13 protein-coding genes are annotated in these 15,502 nt (G+C 67.8%); 2 read left to right on the top strand and 11 right to left on the bottom strand.

What is annotated here, in order from left to right; genetic code table 11:
* The first annotated feature begins 129 nt into the window (after positions 1–129).
* Both CHB86_RS15935 and CHB86_RS15930 read left to right on the top strand, forming a co-directional pair.
* Positions 130–603 (top strand): LuxR C-terminal-related transcriptional regulator, encoded by a 474-nt coding sequence (locus tag CHB86_RS15935; protein WP_089234071.1) that lies wholly within the window; start codon positions 130–132, stop codon positions 601–603.
* Positions 604–708: 105 nt separating this feature from the next.
* Positions 709–1,419: a DUF1223 domain-containing protein gene (locus CHB86_RS15930; protein ID WP_089234070.1), complete on the top strand. Its 711-nt coding sequence runs from the start codon at positions 709–711 to the stop codon at positions 1,417–1,419.
* A gap of 2 nt (positions 1,420–1,421) precedes the next feature.
* Here CHB86_RS15930 and CHB86_RS15925 read toward each other — a convergent pair whose 3' ends face one another.
* The 11 genes from CHB86_RS15925 to CHB86_RS15880 all read right to left on the bottom strand — a co-directional run bounded on the left by CHB86_RS15925 (position 1,422) and on the right by CHB86_RS15880 (position 15,437).
* Positions 1,422–2,384 carry a lysophospholipid acyltransferase family protein gene (locus CHB86_RS15925; RefSeq protein ID WP_245838014.1) on the bottom strand — a complete coding sequence of 321 codons (963 nt, stop codon included), beginning with the start codon at positions 2,382–2,384 and terminating at the stop codon, positions 1,422–1,424.
* A 355-nt stretch (positions 2,385–2,739) separates the two neighbouring features.
* On the bottom strand, positions 2,740–3,762 hold the full coding sequence (locus CHB86_RS15920; RefSeq protein WP_089234216.1) for a flagellar motor switch protein FliG: 1,023 nt from the start codon (positions 3,760–3,762) through the stop codon (positions 2,740–2,742).
* Between the two features lie 218 nt (positions 3,763–3,980).
* Positions 3,981–4,145, bottom strand: a complete 165-nt coding sequence (locus CHB86_RS24675; protein ID WP_176442902.1) for a hypothetical protein — start codon at positions 4,143–4,145, stop codon at positions 3,981–3,983.
* Positions 4,146–4,171: 26 nt separating this feature from the next.
* Entirely contained in the window at positions 4,172–6,883 is a 2,712-nt protein-coding gene (locus tag CHB86_RS15915; RefSeq protein WP_089234069.1) for a nitrate reductase, read from the bottom strand.
* A complete protein-coding gene (gene nirD / locus CHB86_RS15910) occupies positions 6,883–7,218 on the bottom strand; it encodes a nitrite reductase small subunit NirD (protein WP_089234068.1) in 336 nt (111 codons plus the stop codon). Before nirD ends, CHB86_RS15915 begins: the two co-directional genes overlap by 1 nt.
* A 91-nt stretch (positions 7,219–7,309) precedes the next feature.
* The gene (gene nirB / locus CHB86_RS15905; protein WP_089234067.1) at positions 7,310–9,763 is read right to left on the bottom strand and encodes a nitrite reductase large subunit NirB; all 2,454 of its coding nucleotides are present in this window, start codon (positions 9,761–9,763) and stop codon (positions 7,310–7,312) included.
* A complete protein-coding gene (locus CHB86_RS15900) occupies positions 9,760–10,182 on the bottom strand; it encodes a globin family protein (protein WP_089234066.1) in 423 nt (140 codons plus the stop codon). Before CHB86_RS15900 ends, nirB begins: the two co-directional genes overlap by 4 nt.
* A 20-nt stretch (positions 10,183–10,202) precedes the next feature.
* Entirely contained in the window at positions 10,203–11,135 is a 933-nt protein-coding gene (locus tag CHB86_RS15895; RefSeq protein ID WP_089234065.1) for a GAF domain-containing protein, read from the bottom strand.
* A complete protein-coding gene (locus CHB86_RS15890) occupies positions 11,135–12,853 on the bottom strand; it encodes an ABC transporter ATP-binding protein (RefSeq protein ID WP_089234215.1) in 1,719 nt (572 codons plus the stop codon). Before CHB86_RS15890 ends, CHB86_RS15895 begins: the two co-directional genes overlap by 1 nt.
* Positions 12,854–12,858: 5 nt before the next feature.
* On the bottom strand, positions 12,859–13,944 hold the full coding sequence (locus CHB86_RS15885; protein WP_089234064.1) for an ABC transporter permease: 1,086 nt from the start codon (positions 13,942–13,944) through the stop codon (positions 12,859–12,861).
* 122 nt (positions 13,945–14,066) lie between these two features.
* A complete protein-coding gene (locus tag CHB86_RS15880) occupies positions 14,067–15,437 on the bottom strand; it encodes a CmpA/NrtA family ABC transporter substrate-binding protein (RefSeq protein WP_089234063.1) in 1,371 nt (456 codons plus the stop codon).
* Positions 15,438–15,502 lie beyond the last annotated feature (65 nt).

Here is a 15,502-nt window from a genome sequence, read left to right as displayed (position 1 = left end):
TCCTGCGGCCATTTCGACGGCTGCCGAATGCGCATGGGGATTGCCCGCGCGCCCAGCATGGGAGACAACACGGGCCGTACAGTTCCGGCAGCCGCGCGTGGCGGGGCACCGGGGAGGGGAGGCATTGCCATGACAGACAGCAGCAACACCGACGGCGAGTTGGACAGCATCGAATCGACGCTCAGGGAGTTGACCACGCAATTGCGCAAGGTCGATGCCAAGGTCGACCGGCTGCTCGGTCTCTACGACGCCCTGGGCAGCATTGCCGCCGGCGTGCCGCCGCGCATGGTCTCGGCCCTGCACGCCATGACGCCGGCCGAGCATGTGGCGTTGCAGATGGTGCTCGACAACCGCTCGAACCACGAGATCGCCGTCTGCCTGGAGGTCGACGAGGCCGAGGTGAAGGCCTGGGTCGACTCGATGCTGCGCAAGCTCGAGGTCGGCCAGAGGCGCGACCTGCGCCAGCTGATGACCCCGGTGCTGGCCAAGATCCCGGCCGCGGAATATGAGAAGGCGAGCGGCGGCATCCCCAAGGACTGGAACGACAAATACGGCGTCGGCGGCATTCCGGACCCGTTCCGCCGCATCTACAGGCCGGAGTGACCTCAGGCACACGAAGCGCTGACGCAGTTCCCACAGAGTCTTGATTGGTTGTTGCAAGTGGCCGGGGGTATGACATTTTCCTGTAGGGGAAACGAAAGACGCCGTATGAAACTCTTTGCTCTGGCCGCTGGTCTGGCGGCGGGCCTTCCGATTGTCTGCCTGTCCGCGACCGCTCAAGCCGACGAAAACCGCGTGGTGATCGAGCTGTTCACCTCGCAGGGGTGTTCCTCCTGTCCGCCGGCGGACGAACTGCTGGAACGGCTGGCCGAGCGGGACGATGTGCTGCCGCTCGCGCTGCATGTCGACTACTGGGACTACATCGGTTGGGCCGACAGCTTCGCGCGTCCGGAGCACACGCGGCGGCAGAAGGCCTATGCGAGGATCGCGGGCAGCCGGTCGATCTATACCCCTCAGATGATCATTGGCGGCGTCGAGCAGATCGTTGGAACGCGGCCGATGGAAGTGGCCGATGCCGTGATGCGCCACGTTCAGCAGGGGCCGGCGATCGACCTCGACGTGGAGCGCGACGGGGATACGTTGCGGATCATGTCCGATACCCCTGCAACCGCCAGGGGCCCGCTTCTGGTTCAGCTTGTGCGGTACATGCCCCATCAGGTGGTCGAGATCGGCCGCGGCGAGAACGCGGGCCGCACGCTGACCTACACCAACATCGTCACCGAATGGTCGATCCTGGCGGAATGGACCGGCGCCGAGCCGCTGGACCTGAGCGCCGAGGTGCCGGGCCCGGATGCCGTGGCGGTGATCGTCCAGAAGGCCGGCAACGGGCGCATCCTCGCGGCGGCCGATCTGCGCTGAGCTCAGTCGGATTTGCGCCGAGGCAGGGCAGCCGGGTGAAGTCCGGGCGCCATCCCCTTGCCACGGTTCCATTTTCTCTTCCAGCGCCGGTGAATCCAGAACCATTGGCCCGGATCCTCCTCGATGCGCGCTTCGAGGGATCGGTTGAAGGCTTCCGTCATGGTCCGGGCGTCGGACGGCGGGATCTCGGGCTCGATCTCGACGCGAAAGCTCAGCCCGTCGGGGTTGCGGATGCCGTAGAAGGGGATCAGCGCGGCATCGAGTTTCAGGGCGAGCTCCGCCGCGGAAAGTCCGGTCATCGCCGGCTTGCCAAGGAAATCCATCTCCTCGCCGCTGCCGACATAGAGATCGTTCAGGATCATCGCCGCACCGCCGCCCTTGAGGTGGCGCAGCATCCGGGCCATGCCCTGACGGCCTTGCGCGAACAGCGGCCCGCTGCCGAGCCCTTCGACCGAGTCGACGTAATGGCGGTTCATGTAGGGGTTGGCCATCGGCCGGTAGAGGCCGCCGAGCGGCAGTCCGCTCGCGATCAGACTCAGCCGCGCCGCTTCGTAGTTCCCGTAGTGGCCGGTCAGCAAGACGATGGGGCGGCCGTCCTGGCGCATCTGGAGCAAGGCGTCGGCCCCCGGACCGGAAGGCACGACCTTGGACATGCGCTCCGCCAGTTCGGCCATGGAGTAATGCTCGATCAGTGCCCGGCCGAAATTGTCCCCGGCCTGGGCTGCGATCTCGCGCCGGCGGTCCAGGTCCATGTCCGGCCAGACATAGTCGAGATTCTCCAGCATTCGCCGGTGAAACGGGGTGAAACGCCCGGCGGCGCGGCGCGCGAACGCGCCAAAGACGGGCACCCGCCGTTCGTAGGGCAGGCGCCGCGCAGTCCAGACGGCCGCACGCAGCGCACGGTCCTGCATCCACTCGGCGGTGGTGCCGGTGTCCGGCGCATCTGTGGTTGAACTTGTCTGCATCACGGCCCTCGCGCCGCGAACAAATAGGCGGGCGGGGCGGGGTTCACAAGAGAGAGGGGCGCAGCGCGGGTCCGTTGCCGGGTGGGTGATCGCCGTCCGAAGGATGCGGGCGGTGGCAGACGGCCTCCAGCCTCAGGCGCTGCATGGCACGCGATGCGCCGTGAGACATCGCGGCATCGCCTTGCCCCGGCGGAGGGACTGCCTTGGTCTGTCCCTTCGACGAGGCGACGGACCGGCAACGAGTCATTGCCGCAGCGTCCCGGGAATTTCTGCCCACCCGGAGGTCTCTCCAGGCCACGCCAGCGCTTCGTCGCATCGGAAGGGAGCCCAGCCGGAAAGCCTCCTGTGTGATGCCTTATCCGTCCTCTGCCACCAGAAGCAGTTCGCCGGCCTCCACCATCCGGCGGATCTCGCCGACCAGGGCGTTCATCGCTTCCTCTCCGTCCTCGGCCCGGACGGTTCCCGCTTCGGTGATTTCCTCCCGGATGGCGTCGGCCATCCGCTTCGACATGTTCTCGAGCAGGAAGTCGCGCGCGGCGGCCATCTCCTCGGTGCTGGCGGCATGGGCCAGCGCGACGACGAGCACCGGCTGATCGATCGAGCGGACGATTCGAGGGATGTCGCGGGGTGTGATCCGGGTGGGGACGTTGGCGAAGGTGAAGATCGCCTTGCGCACCTCGGCTGCGAAGGCAGCATCGGTTTCGTCGAGCCCTTCGAGCACCTCGTCGCGGGTGGCGGCGCGGCTGTAGTTGAGGATCGCGCCCACGCGCTGCACCGGACCCGCCTCGAAGGCGCTGATCGGTTCGGCGTCGAGTTGCGCGGCGAGCGACAGGCCGATGCGACGGACGGTGGCGGGCTGGACCTTGCCGGTGCGGGAGATCGCGTAAGAGAGCGCCCGGGCCCGGTCCCCCGGCAATTGCCCGAGCAATTGCGCCGCCTGGCTGACCTCGAGCTTCGAGAGCAGCACGGCACCGACCTCGGTGCTTTCCTCCTCCAGGACCTTCACCAGACGCTCCTGCGCGAGGCCCGCGATGCGTTCCCACGGATCGCCGCGAGCGGCGACGCCAGCCTCCCGCCGGAGGCGCGCGGCGGTCGCGGCGCTGATATGCCCGTCGAGCAGGCCGAGCGCGCCCTCGATCCCGCCTGGAAAGGTCAGGCCGATGGAGTCCATCTCGGCCACGAATTCGGAGACGACGGCGGCCAGCGTGTCCCGGTCGATCGAACGAAGCTCGCCAAACTGGGTTGTGAGCTCCGCCTGTATCTCCTCCGGCAGGTCCCCGAGCGGCGGCGGGGCGCCCTCCGACAGCAGCAGCCGGACGATCACCGCTGCCTTCTGCCTGCGGGAGAGCCGCATCCGCGGCGCGGGAGGCGGCGCCATCGCGGCAGGGCGCGCCTCAGCCGGCAGTTTCGCCGGGGCGTTGGCGCCGATGGCCGGGAGCATCGCCGGGATCGGGGCGGGAATCGGGGGAGGGACGGTATCCAAAGAGAAGGCTCCTGAACGCTGACGGTTCGGAGCCTAGGCACATCCGCTTAAGGCGCGGTTACCGGCGGATCACCCGGAGACGCGCCGCCTCCGGGAAAGCCGGCATCGATGGGTCAGCTGGTCGTCTGCTTCACGCAGCTTCCGGTCGTCGAGTCGAGCACCGAGCCTTCGGGGCAGGTCGTGGCGCTTTTATTGCTATGGTCCCAGCTGCATTCGGCCACTGCCACGGCGGGCAGGGCGGCAAGGGCGAGGGCGGCCAGTGTCGTCTTCAGTCGCATGGTGTGTCTCCTGTTCGTGCGTGACGTTACGGTAGCACGAAAGCCCGTTTCGGCAAATCCGCCGGTTGGGTTGCCGGAGCCGCGGCGCTGGAATCGAGCAAGGCCTGCAATTCCGGCTTGCAGGATCCGCAGTTGCTGCCTGCTTGCAGGGCAAAGCCGATCTGCTCGACGCTGCGCAGCCCCTGGTCGCGGATCGCCGCGAGGATGGTGTTCACGCCGACGTCGAAACAGGCGCAGACCGTTGCTCCCGGGTCCGGACGCTCGGCGCCCGGGCGGCCCGAGAGGATCTCGGCTGTCGCGGTCTGGCCAAGCTCGCCCGCGAGGTAGCTGCGCGAGACGCCGACCGGGCCGGAGTCGGCGAAGAGCGCGGCGACGAGGCGGCCCTGTTCAAGGAAGGCGATGCGCGCTGCGCCGCGGGCCGGGTCGATCATGCTGACGGCCTCGATCCCGGGTGACTCCAATCCGAACAGGCGACGCGCCTCGGCCTCCCAATCCCCGGGCAGGCTCCGCGAGGCCAGTTCCATGCGCCATCCGCCCCGGATGCGGGCGCGGGCCCAGTAGGCGGTGCCGGGGGCGATCCGGGACAGCGAGACGGCAAAGCCGTGCCACGCGGGCGCCATCGGGCGGATCGCGACAACGCTGGCCTTGCTCTCGGGTTGGCCGGAGACCGGGTCGGTCTGGGGCGCGACGAGGGCGTCGATCCTGCCCGAGGGTGCGGTCTCCCCGGTCCAATGCATCGGGGCGAAGACCTCGCCCTTGCGCACGCGGTCGGTGATCAGGACCCTGAGCAGCGCCGAGCCATGCCGGCTGGTAACCTCTGCCACGGAGGCCGGCGCGAGGCCCAGGCGTGCGGCGTCCTCGGGATGAACCTCGAGGAATGGCTCCCCGATGTGCTGGCTCAGGCGCGGCGACTTCCCGGTTCGGGTCATCGTGTGCCAATGGTCCCGGACCCGCCCGGTGTTGAGCACGAAGGGGAACTCTGCGTCCGGCCGCGATTGCGGCGGACGGTGGCTGACCGGCAGCATCTGCGCGCGCCGGTCGCCGGTGAAGAAGTCGCCCTCGGCAAAGAAGCGCCCGCCGCTGCGGCTGGCGGTGCGGGGCCAGTGGAAAGGCTCCAGCCCCTCGTATTCGGCATCGGTCAGGCTGGCCTTGGCCGAGATGTCGAAGTCGCGGCCCAGTTGACCGGCAATCCCCGACAGGGCGGCGTATTCGCGAAAGATCTCTGCCGGGCTGGCGTAGTCGAAAGCCTGCGCCCAGCCCATGCGGGCGGCGACATCGGCTAGGATCTGCCAGTCGTGCCGGGCCTGCCCGGGGGCCGACAGAAGCCCGCGCTGGCGGCTGATGCACCGCTCGGAATTGGTGACGGTGCCGTCCTTCTCGGCCCAGCCGGTGGCGGGCAGGAGCACGTCGGCGAGCCGGGCCGTGTCCGTCTGGCCGGTGATGTCGGAGACCACGGTAAACGCGCAGCCGGCGATGGCGTCCCGGACTGCGTCGGCATCGGGCATCGAGACGGCCGGGTTGGTGCAGATGATCCAGAGCGCCTTGATCCGGCCGTCGGCCACGGCGCGGAACATGTCCACCGCCTTCAGGCCGGGCGCTTCGGGCATCGCCGGGGCGTCCCAGAAGGCCCGCACGGCGGCGCGATGCTCGGCGTTCTCCAGGTCGAGGTGGCAGGCGAGCATGTTGGCCAGACCGCCGACCTCGCGCCCGCCCATCGCGTTGGGCTGGCCGGTGACCGAGAAGGGCCCCATGCCGGGCCGGCCGATGCGGCCGGTCGCCAGGTGGCAGTTGAGGATGGCGTTTACCTTGTCGGTGCCGGCGGAGGACTGGTTCACGCCCTGGGAATAGATCGTCACCACCTTCTCGGTGCCGGACCAGAGGGCGAGGAACTCGGCGATCTCCTCTGGCGACAGGCCGCTGAGCGCGGGGTCGGTATCGCGGGCGGCGTCCAGCGCGGCTTGGAACCCGCCGACATGGGCCGCGACGTAGCTGTCGTTGACGGCCCCGGTGTCGGCGAGATGGGCGAGGAGCGCGTTCCACAGCGCCACGTCGCCGCCGGGCGCGATGGCGAGGTGCAGGTCCGCGATGTCGGAGGTTGCGGTGCGGCGCGGGTCGATGTTGATGATCCGCAGAGCGGGGTTCGCCTTGCGCGCGGCCGCGATGCGCTGGAACAGGACCGGGTGGCACCAGGCGAGATTCGAGCCCACGAGGACGATCAGCTCGGCCTGTTCGAGATCCTCATAGAGCCCGGGCACGGTGTCAGTGCCGAAGGCGCGGCGGTGGCCTGCCACGGAAGAGGCCATGCAGAGCCGCGAGTTGGTGTCGATATTGGCTGAGCCGATGAACCCCTTCATCAGCTTGTTGGCGACGTAGTAATCCTCGGTCAGCAGCTGGCCGGAGACGTAGAAGGCGACGCTGTCCGGGCCGTGCCGGTCGATCGCCTCGCGGAACCGTTCGGCGACGAGATCGAGCGCCTCGTCCCAGCCCGCCTCGCGGCCGTCAATGCGCGGTGCGAGCAGGCGGTTTTCGAGATCGGTGGTCTCGGCCAGCGCAGACCCCTTGGAGCAGAGCCGGCCGAGGTTGGCCGGATGGTCGCTGTCGCCCGCGACCGTGAGGCCGCCATCACCGGTCGGCGTGGCCCGGATCCCGCAGCCCACCCCGCAATAGGGGCAGGTGGTGCGCACGGTGGTGCGTGCGACGGCCGGGTCCGTCCGGGAGGGGGCGGCCGAGCCGTCCATCAGGCGGCGCTCCGCTCGGCGAGGCGGGTGGCGTCGAGCAGGATGCGCCCGGCCTCGACCCGCGCGGGGAAGGTCGGCACCTGGCCCTGGTCGGCGCCCTGGGCGAGTCCGGTCTCGAGGCTGAAGACCCAGTTGTGCAGCGGGCAGGTCACGCTCTGGCCGTGCACGATGCCTTCGGAGAGCGGGCCACCCTTGTGCGGGCAGCGGTCTTCCAGCGCGAAGACCTCGTCGCTGCCGGTGCGGAAGACCGCCACGCAGCCGAGCGCCGTGCGCACCACGCGGGCGCCGCGGGCGGGGATGTCTTCGAGGGCGCCGATGTCGATCCAGTTGGTCATTGGGCGGTTCCTTGGTGGAGGGCGGGGAGGGGGCGCGGCCCCCGTCGCGGCAGGCCGCAACTCCCCGGGGATAGTGTCGAACAGGTGATGGTCATTCGGCGGCCTGCAGGCTCAGGTCGGCGATCGGCTGGTAGCTTTCCGCGCGCTCCCTGGCGTGCTCGGCCCAGGGGTCCTTCTGGTAGATCGTCTGGGAGAGCTCGAAACGCTCGATCAGGGCCTTGCGGTTCTCCAGGTCGTCGATCACGCGTTCCCGGACCCAGTCCAGCCCGACCTTGGCGATCCACTTGTAGGGCCGGTCGAGGTATTTCGCGTGCTCGCGGTAGAGCTGGTAGAAGGCGACGGTGATGTCGATCGCCTCCTGCTCGGTCGGCACCTGCGCCAGTGCATCGGTCTGGCGCACGTCCATCCCGGCCGCCCCGCCGACGCCGATCTGGTAGCCGCTGTCGACGCAGACCACGCCCAGGTCCTTGCAAGTGGCCTCGGCGCAGTTGCGCGGGCAGCCGGAGACGGCGAGCTTGAACTTGTGCGGCGACCAGGCGCCCCAGAGCTTCTTCTCCAGCTTGATGCCGAGGCCGGAGCTGTCCTGCGTGCCGAAGCGGCAGTGGTCCTTGCCGACGCAGGTCTTCACCGTACGCAGGCCCTTGGAATAGGCGTGACCGGAGACCATGCCGGCCTTGTTCAGGTCGGCCCAGATCGCCGGCAGGTCCTCGCCACGGACACCCAGCAGGTCGATCCGCTGACCGCCGGTGACGTGTATGGTCGGCACGTTGTACTTGTCCGCCGCATCCGCGATGGCGCGGAGCTCGTCGCTGGTCGTCATGCCGCCGAACATGCGCGGGACGACGGAGAAGGTGCCGTCCTTCTGGATGTTGGCGTGCTTGCGTTCGTTGATGAACCGCGACTGCGGGTCGTCCTGATACTCCAGCGGCCAGTGGGCAAGCAGGTAGTAGTTGATCGCCGGACGACAGGTATGGCAGCCGTCCTTCGTCTTCCAGCCAAGCTCCTGCCAGACGGCGGCCTGGCTCTTGAGTTCCTGGCTCTTGATCAGGCGGCGAACGTCCTCGTGGCTGTGCTCGGTGCAGCCGCAGATCGACTGCGCGGCAGGGATGACGAAATCGTCGCCGAGGGTCACGCCCAGCACCTGCTCGACGAGCCCGGTGCAGGTGCCGCAGGAACCGCTGGCCTTGGTGGTGGCGCGCACGGCGGCAAGGTCGGTTGCGCCGTTCGCGATGGCGGCGACGATGTCGCCCTTGGAGACGCCGTTGCAGCCGCAGATTTCCGCGTCATCCGGCAAGGCTGCAACGGCCGCCATAGGGTCCAGGGGGGTGCCCCCCTGGAAGGCAGGCCCGAAAATGAGAGTCTCGCGCATCTCCGAGACGTCCTCGGCGTCCTTGATGAGGCCGAAGAACCAGCTGCTGTCGGCGGTGTCGCCGTACATGACCGCGCCGATCAGGCGGTTGTCCTTCAGCACCAGGCGCTTGTAGACGCCACGGGCCGGATCGCGGAAGACGATGTCCTCGCGGTCCTCGCCGGCGGCGAAGTCGCCCGCCGAGAACAGGTCGCAGCCGGTGACCTTGAGCTTGGTCGAAACCTCCTTGTTGACGAATTGCGCGGGCGCGCCCGCGAGCGTCTTTGCAACCACCTTGGCCTGGTCGTAAAGCGGCGCGACGAGGCCGAAGAGCGCGCCGTCATGCTCCACGCATTCGCCAACGGCCAGCACGTCGGGGTCGGAGGTGACCATCTGGTCATCCACGTGGATGCCGCGCCCGATGGCCAGCCCGGCCTCCTTCGCCAGCGCGGTGTTCGGGCGGATGCCCACGGCCATCACCAGCAGGTCGCAGGGCAGTTCGGTGCCGTCGTCGAGCAGCAGCGCGCGGACCCGGCCGTCCTGCCCGAGGATCTCCCTGGAATTGGCAGAACAGCGGACCTCGATGCCGCGGTCGACCAGCGCCTTGCGCAGTAGGTAGCCGGCCGCCTCGTCGAGCTGGCGCTCCATCAGGTGGCCCATCAGGTGCACCACCGTCACCTGCATGCCGCGCATCCGCAGACCCGCGGCGGCCTCAAGCCCCAGCAGTCCGCCGCCGATCACCACGGCGCGGGCGCCGGGCGTTCCGGCGGCGTCGATCATGGCGTTGGTGTCCTCGAGGTCGCGATAGGCGATCACCCCGTCGAGATCATGGCCGGGCAGCGGGATGATGAAGGGGGCAGAGCCGGTGGCCACGAGCAGCTTGTCGTAGGCCACCGGCACGCCATCCTCCCCGGAGACGGTCTTGGCGGCAGTGTCGATCGCGGTGACCTTCTCGCCGAAGCGGCAGGTGACGCCGTGATCTGCGTACCAGGCATCGTCATGAGTGACGATTTCCTCGTAGGTCTTCTCGCCCGAGAGCACCGGCGAGAGCATGATGCGGTTGTAGTTGCCGCGCGGTTCGGCGTTGAAGAGCGTGACCTTCCACGCGTCCGGGTCGGCCTCGAAGAGGTGCTCCAGGGCTCGTCCGGAGGCCATGCCGGCCCCGATCACGACGAGGTGTTTCTGCGACTGGCTCATGCTGCGGCTCCTTCGCCATAGGCGGCATCGATCATCACGCCGGAGAGGATCGCGTAGGCCTCTTCCCAGGCCTCGCGGGTTTCGAGGGTGAATGCGTCTCCGAGCCCGGCTTCCAGGGTCTGGAGCAGGGCAGCGCCGACCGGCTCGTAATGGGTCGCGGAGACGCCGTAGGCGACGTGATCCACGGCGAGTTTCTGCGCCGCGGGCACGATGGTCTCGAGATGGTTCAGCCCGTTCACGACCGTGCCGAGCATCGCCATCAGCTTGGCGCCCTGTTCGGTCATGTCGCCCTTGAAAAGCGGTTTCACCTCGGGGGCGATCTCGAAGAGGCGGTTGTAAAAGATGCGTGTGGCGTCGTCCCGGATCGGCAGGACCTGCGCGAAGCTGTTTCGGATGAGGGAAATCTGGGTGTCGTTCATGGCGCGGCTCCCGGATGGTTTCAGTTGTACCAGGCGACGATGTGGGACAGCTCGCCGCGCTGGTGGATCGGCAGGGCGACCATGCTGTCGTAGCCCGCGGGCAGGCCGGCGGAGCTGCCGGCGACAAGCGGAACGCCATTGCCGAGCACCTGGCCGATGCGGCCCTGCCAGGCGGTGGCGCGGCGGGGCGCGTCCTCGTTCCAGAGCTTGCCCTCGCGGGCGCAGATGCCGTCGATCAGGACGGCCTCGTTGGCCCGTCCGACCCTGGCTGCGCGGGCGTCCCAGATCTCGAACCGCCGCGCGATCGGCGTGCCGCGGGCGGACAGGAGGGTCAGCACGAAGGTCGCGCCGCCCGGCACCGGAACGGGAAGGCCGAGGCCCGTGGTCAACCCGGCCTTGCCGGCGCTCTCCGAGCGGATGAACTTGTAGCCCGAGCCGAGGTCGCGCATCAGGATCGGCGTTTCCGACGACCAGACTGCCCCCGGCAGCCCCTGGCCGCGCGGGAAGTGGGTGTGCTTGGAGACCCATTCGAAATGCTTCGCCGCGCCGTAGTAGCCATCGTCGAGCATCAGGGCCTCGTCCTTCGCCCGCCAGACCTCGATCGCGCCGGTGCGAACCTCGTCATCGGCGCAGAGCGTGACGAGCACCGCCTTGAGCGTGTCGCCGGCAAACACCGGGATCGCGACGGCGCTGGTCAGGCCGGCGGCCAGCGCGGCCTCGGTGCGCTGGAAATAGGAGCCTTCGAAACCCTTGAGCACCACCGGCCGCGCCTCGGCCCAGGCTTTACCGGGCAGGCCCTCGCCCTTGCCGAAACTGACCGGTTCGGAGGCCTGGGCGAAGCTCTCGAGCCCGCCGTAATTGCCCGCGCCGAGTACAAGCCGGTCGCCGTCCGGCACCCAGACTTCCGTCACCTCGATGAAGGTGCGCGTGGGCCTGTCGACCACGAGATCCATCACGCGGCTTCCTTCTTGGTGGGCGTTGCAGGGGCGGGTGCCGGGGCGGGTTCCGCCTTGGCGGTCTTGCCATGCTTGCCGTGCTCGTACTCCTCGAGGAAGTTCAGCACCTGCTCGCGGTAGAGGTAGTAGTCGGGGTGCTCCAGCAGCGCCTTGCGGGTGCGCGGGCGGGGCAGGTCCACGTCGACGATCTTGCCGATGGTCGCCTGCGGGCCGTTGGTCATCATCACCACGCGATCGGCCAGCAGGATCGCCTCGTCGACGTCATGGGTGACGCAGATCGCGGTGACCTTGGTGCGGGACCAGACCTCCATGAGCACCTCCTGCAACTCCCAGCGGGTGAGGCTGTCGAGCATCCCGAAAGGCTCGTCGAGCAGCAGCAGCTTGGGGCTGAGGGCGAAGGCGCGGGCGATGCCGACGCGCTGCTTCATGCCGTTGGAAAGCGCATGGGCGGGCTTGTCCATGCTGTCGGCGAGGCCCACGCGTTCGAGGTAGTAATCCACGATGTCCTGACGCTCGGCCCGCGAGGCGCGGGGATAGACCCGGTCCACGCCCACGGCGCAGTTCTCCCGCGCGGTCAGCCAGGGAAAGAGCGAGGGCGACTGGAACACCACCGCACGCTCCGGGTCGGCGCCCACGACGGCGCGTCCGTCGAGGTTGATGACCCCCTTGGAGACCTCGTTCAGCCCGGCCGCCATGGTCAGTACCGTGGACTTGCCGCAACCCGAATGCCCGATCAGCGAGATGAACTCGCCCTTGTCGAGCTTGAGGTTGAAATCTTCCACCACTGTCAGTGGTCCCTTGGGCGTGGGGTAGATCTTGTGGAGCTGCGAGAACTCCAGGTACTTGTCGATCCGGCTCGACCCGGCGGCCTCGGCCTGCGCCTTGGGCAGCGGCTCGTTGTGGATCGCGGTGACGTTCGGCAGCAGCTTGAGCCCCTCGGCCCGGGCCTCGATGCCAACGTCCATCAGGTAGTTGGTGATCGCGCCGCGCAGTTGCTTGAACCCCTCGTGGTGGTTCATCTCGCCGCGTTCGCGCGGGCGGGGGATGTCGACGCGGAATTCCTGGCCGAGCGTCCCGTCGGGGTTGAGCGCGATGATCCGGTCGGCGAGCACGATGGCCTCGTCGACGTCGTTGGTGATCAGCACGCAGGTCTTGCGGTCGGCTTCCCAGATGTGCTCGATCTCGTCGGCCAGGTTGGCGCGGGTCAGCGCGTCGAGCGCCGAGAGCGGCTCGTCGAGCAGCAGGACCTCCGGCGACATGGCGAGCGCGCGGGCCACGTTCACCCGCTGGCGCATGCCCCCCGACAGCTCGGCGGGCCGGCGCGTGGTGGCATGGGAGAGGCCGACCATCTTCACGTACTTGTCGACCAGCGCCTCCTTTTCGGCCCGTGGCATTCTCGGAAAGACCGTGTCGACCGCCAGGCGCACGTTGCCGTTGACGGTCAGCCAGGGCATCAGCGAGTAGTTCTGAAAGATCACGCCACGCTCGCGGCCCGGGCCGGTGATCGGCGCGCCCTTGAAGGTGACCGCGCCGCTGGTGGGCTGCTCGAGGCCCGCCATCAGGTTGATCAGCGTCGTCTTGCCGGTGCCGGAGAAGCCGAGGAGGACGAGGAACTCGCCATCCTCCACCTCGAGATCGATGTTCTTCAGAACATCCGTCTTCGCGGTGCCTTCGCCGAAGGACTTGGAGACGTTGTCGAACTTGAGAATGCTCATCTGGATCACCGGTTGTTGGAGAAGGTGAAGAGCGACTGGAGCGCGAACATCAGGCGATCGAGCAGGAAGCCGATGATGCCGATGGTGAAAACCGCGACCATGATCTTGGCGAGCGACTGGCTGGAGCCGTTCTGGAACTCGTCCCAGACGAACTTGCCGAGGCCCGGGTTCTGCGCGAGCATCTCGGCCGCGATCAGCACCATCCAGCCGACCCCGAGCGACAGGCGCAGGCCGGTGAAGATCAGCGGCAGGGCGGAGGGCAGCACGAGCTTGGTGATCTTGGTCCAGGTGTTCATCTTGAGCACCTTGGAGACGTTGATCAGGTCCTTGTCGATCGAGGCCACGCCAAGGGCGGTGTTGATCAGCGTCGGCCAGAGCGAGCAGAGCGTCACGGTGATCGCCGAGATCAGGAAGGACTTGGTGAAGAGCCCGTCATTCGTGGTGTAGGTGGCCGAGACGATCATGGTGACGATCGGCAGCCAGGCCAGCGGCGAGACCGGCTTGAAGATCTGGATGATCGGATTCAGCGCGGCGTCGCCCACCCGGGAGAGACCGGCAAGGATGCCGAGGGGCACCGCAACCACCGTGGCCAGCAGGAAGCCGAAGAAGACGGTCTGGATCGAGGTCCAGATCTGGTCATAGTAGGTCGGCTTGCCGGTATAGTCGCGCCACTTGACCTTGTCGGACTTGCCGCTGGCTTCCAGCTTGGCGTTGCGCTCTTCCTGGCGTTGGTAGAAATCGGCTTCCTTCTGGTTCTCGCGCTGCGCATCGGCATGCAGGTTCTCGGCCTGCTCCCAGACCTGGGCCGGGCCGGGCACGGCGCCGAGCGAGGTCTGGACCTTCGGCGCGAGGTTGGCCCAGAGGGCCAGGAAGCAGCAGATGGCGAGCACCGGCACGCCGAGCAGCAGCCAGACTTCCTTGAGCTGCGCCTTCGGATTGTCGCCGGCGGCGGCCTTGAGGAGCGGTGTCATGAAGGACAGGCCGAGGACCTTGAACCAGGAATCGGCCTTGTTGATGCGGGTGAAGAGCCTGGCCTTGCGGGCTTCCCGTGCCTCGGCGGCGCTCAGGCTGTCGGGGTCGATGGCGGTCATGTCGAGCGGTCCTCAGGATGATTTGGGTGTCGGGATGGCGGGTCCGGCGCTCGCTCTTCGAGCATCGCCCCGCCCGCCATCCCGTGAGTGGTGGGCCTTGGTGCGTGGCGGCGGAGCCGTCGTCAGCCCTGGACCTCGTTGCCCACGACCTTCTGCTCGCCCTTCAGGCCGATCGGCAGGCTGTCGAGATAGGCGTTGGGCTGTCGGCCGTCGTAGGGGATGCCGTCGATGATGTCCTCGGCCGGGGTCGGGGCCTTGTAGCCATCGGTGTCGAAGTCGAACATGTCGCGGGTGGCGAGGCCGTCATCGATCAGCGATTCCGCGGCGGCGAGGTAGATCTCGGGCTTGTAGACCGACTTGGCGACCTCGTCGTACCAGCTATCCGGCTTGGCCTCGGCGATCTGGCCCCAGCGGCGCATCTGGGTCAGGTACCAGATGGCGTCGGAATAGTAGGGGTAGGTCGCGTTGTAGCGGAAGAACACGTTGAAGTCGGGGACGTCGCGCTTGTCACCCTTCTCGTATTCGAAGGTGCCGGTCATGGAGTTGGCGATCACGTCGTAGTCGGCGCCGACATATTCGGAGCGGGACAGGATCTCCACCGCCTCCGGGCGGTTGGCGTTGTCGTTCTCGTCGAGCCACATGGCGGCGCGGATCAGCGCCTTGGTGATGGCGATGGTGGTGTTCGGGTTCTCTTCCTGGAAGGCGGCGGAGAGGCCGAAGACCTTTTCCGGGTTGTTCTTCCACAGCTCGTAATCGGTGATGACCGGCACGCCGATGCCCTTGAACACGGCCTGCTGGTTCCAGGGCTCGCCGACGCAGTAGCCGTAGATCGTGCCGGCTTCCATCGTGGCGGGCATCTGCGGCGGGGGCGTCACGGAGAGCAGCACCTCGGCGTCGATCTGCCCGGTCACGTCCTCGGGGGAATAGTAGCCCGGCTTGATGCCGCCGGCGGCGAGCCAGTAGCGGAGCTCGTAGTTGTGGGTGGAGACCGGGAAGACCATGCCCATGTTGAAGGGCTTGCCCTGGTCCGCGAATTGCTCGACCACCGGCTTCAGCGCGGAAGCCGGGATCGGGTGGACGGGCTTGCCCTCGGCGTCGTGCTCGACATGTTCCTTCATCATCGCCCAGATCTCGTTCGACACGGTGATGCCGTTGCCGTTCAGATCCATCGAGAAGGGGGTGATGATGTGGGCTTCGGTGCCGAAGCCGATGGTCGCGGCGAGCGGCTGGCCGGCGAGCATGTGGGCGCCGTCGAGCTGGCCGTCGATCACGCCGTCGAGCAGCACCTTCCAGTTGGCCTGGGCCTCGAGGGTCACGAACAGGCCCTCGTCCTCGAAATACCCTTTCTCGTAGGCCACGGCGAGCGGCGCCATGTCGGTCAGCTTGATGAAGCCGAAGGTCAGCTCGTCCTTCTCCACGTCCAGCATCTCGGCCAGGGCGGGCGTGGTGAGGGCGGTGGTGGCGGCAAGGGCCAGGCTCAGGATACGTGTCATTGCGTCTGCGTCCTCGTCTGTCGGTGGCGCGTTTCTGGGAGAGTAAGGGCGCCGGAAATCAAAAA

It is taken from the genome of Tropicimonas sediminicola (assembly GCF_900188335.1).
In the GTDB taxonomy this organism is placed as follows: Bacteria; Pseudomonadota; Alphaproteobacteria; order Rhodobacterales; family Rhodobacteraceae; genus Tropicimonas; species Tropicimonas sediminicola.
The sequence above is the reverse complement of the archived record's forward strand: the minus strand, read 5'-3'. Positions and strand labels throughout refer to the sequence as shown.

Bases quoted from the DNA above. Each gene is read 5' to 3' on its own strand.
- CHB86_RS15885 (WP_089234064.1), bottom strand. From the start codon at position 13,944: ATGACCGCCATCGACCCCGACAGCCTGAGCGCCGCCGAGGCACGGGAA.
- CHB86_RS15925 (WP_245838014.1), bottom strand. From the start codon at position 2,384: ATGCAGACAAGTTCAACCACAGATGCGCCGGACACCGGCACCACCGCC.
- CHB86_RS15900 (WP_089234066.1), bottom strand. From the start codon at position 10,182: ATGAACGACACCCAGATTTCCCTCATCCGAAACAGCTTCGCGCAGGTC.
- CHB86_RS15895 (WP_089234065.1), bottom strand. From the start codon at position 11,135: ATGGATCTCGTGGTCGACAGGCCCACGCGCACCTTCATCGAGGTGACG.
- CHB86_RS15880 (WP_089234063.1), bottom strand. From the start codon at position 15,437: ATGACACGTATCCTGAGCCTGGCCCTTGCCGCCACCACCGCCCTCACC.
- CHB86_RS15935 (WP_089234071.1), top strand. From the start codon at position 130: ATGACAGACAGCAGCAACACCGACGGCGAGTTGGACAGCATCGAATCG.
- CHB86_RS15890 (WP_089234215.1), bottom strand. From the start codon at position 12,853: ATGAGCATTCTCAAGTTCGACAACGTCTCCAAGTCCTTCGGCGAAGGC.
- CHB86_RS15920 (WP_089234216.1), bottom strand. From the start codon at position 3,762: ATGGCGCCGCCTCCCGCGCCGCGGATGCGGCTCTCCCGCAGGCAGAAG.
- CHB86_RS24675 (WP_176442902.1), bottom strand. From the start codon at position 4,145: ATGCGACTGAAGACGACACTGGCCGCCCTCGCCCTTGCCGCCCTGCCC.
- CHB86_RS15915 (WP_089234069.1), bottom strand. From the start codon at position 6,883: ATGGACGGCTCGGCCGCCCCCTCCCGGACGGACCCGGCCGTCGCACGC.
- CHB86_RS15930 (WP_089234070.1), top strand. From the start codon at position 709: ATGAAACTCTTTGCTCTGGCCGCTGGTCTGGCGGCGGGCCTTCCGATT.
- nirB (WP_089234067.1), bottom strand. From the start codon at position 9,763: ATGAGCCAGTCGCAGAAACACCTCGTCGTGATCGGGGCCGGCATGGCC.
- nirD (WP_089234068.1), bottom strand. From the start codon at position 7,218: ATGACCAACTGGATCGACATCGGCGCCCTCGAAGACATCCCCGCCCGC.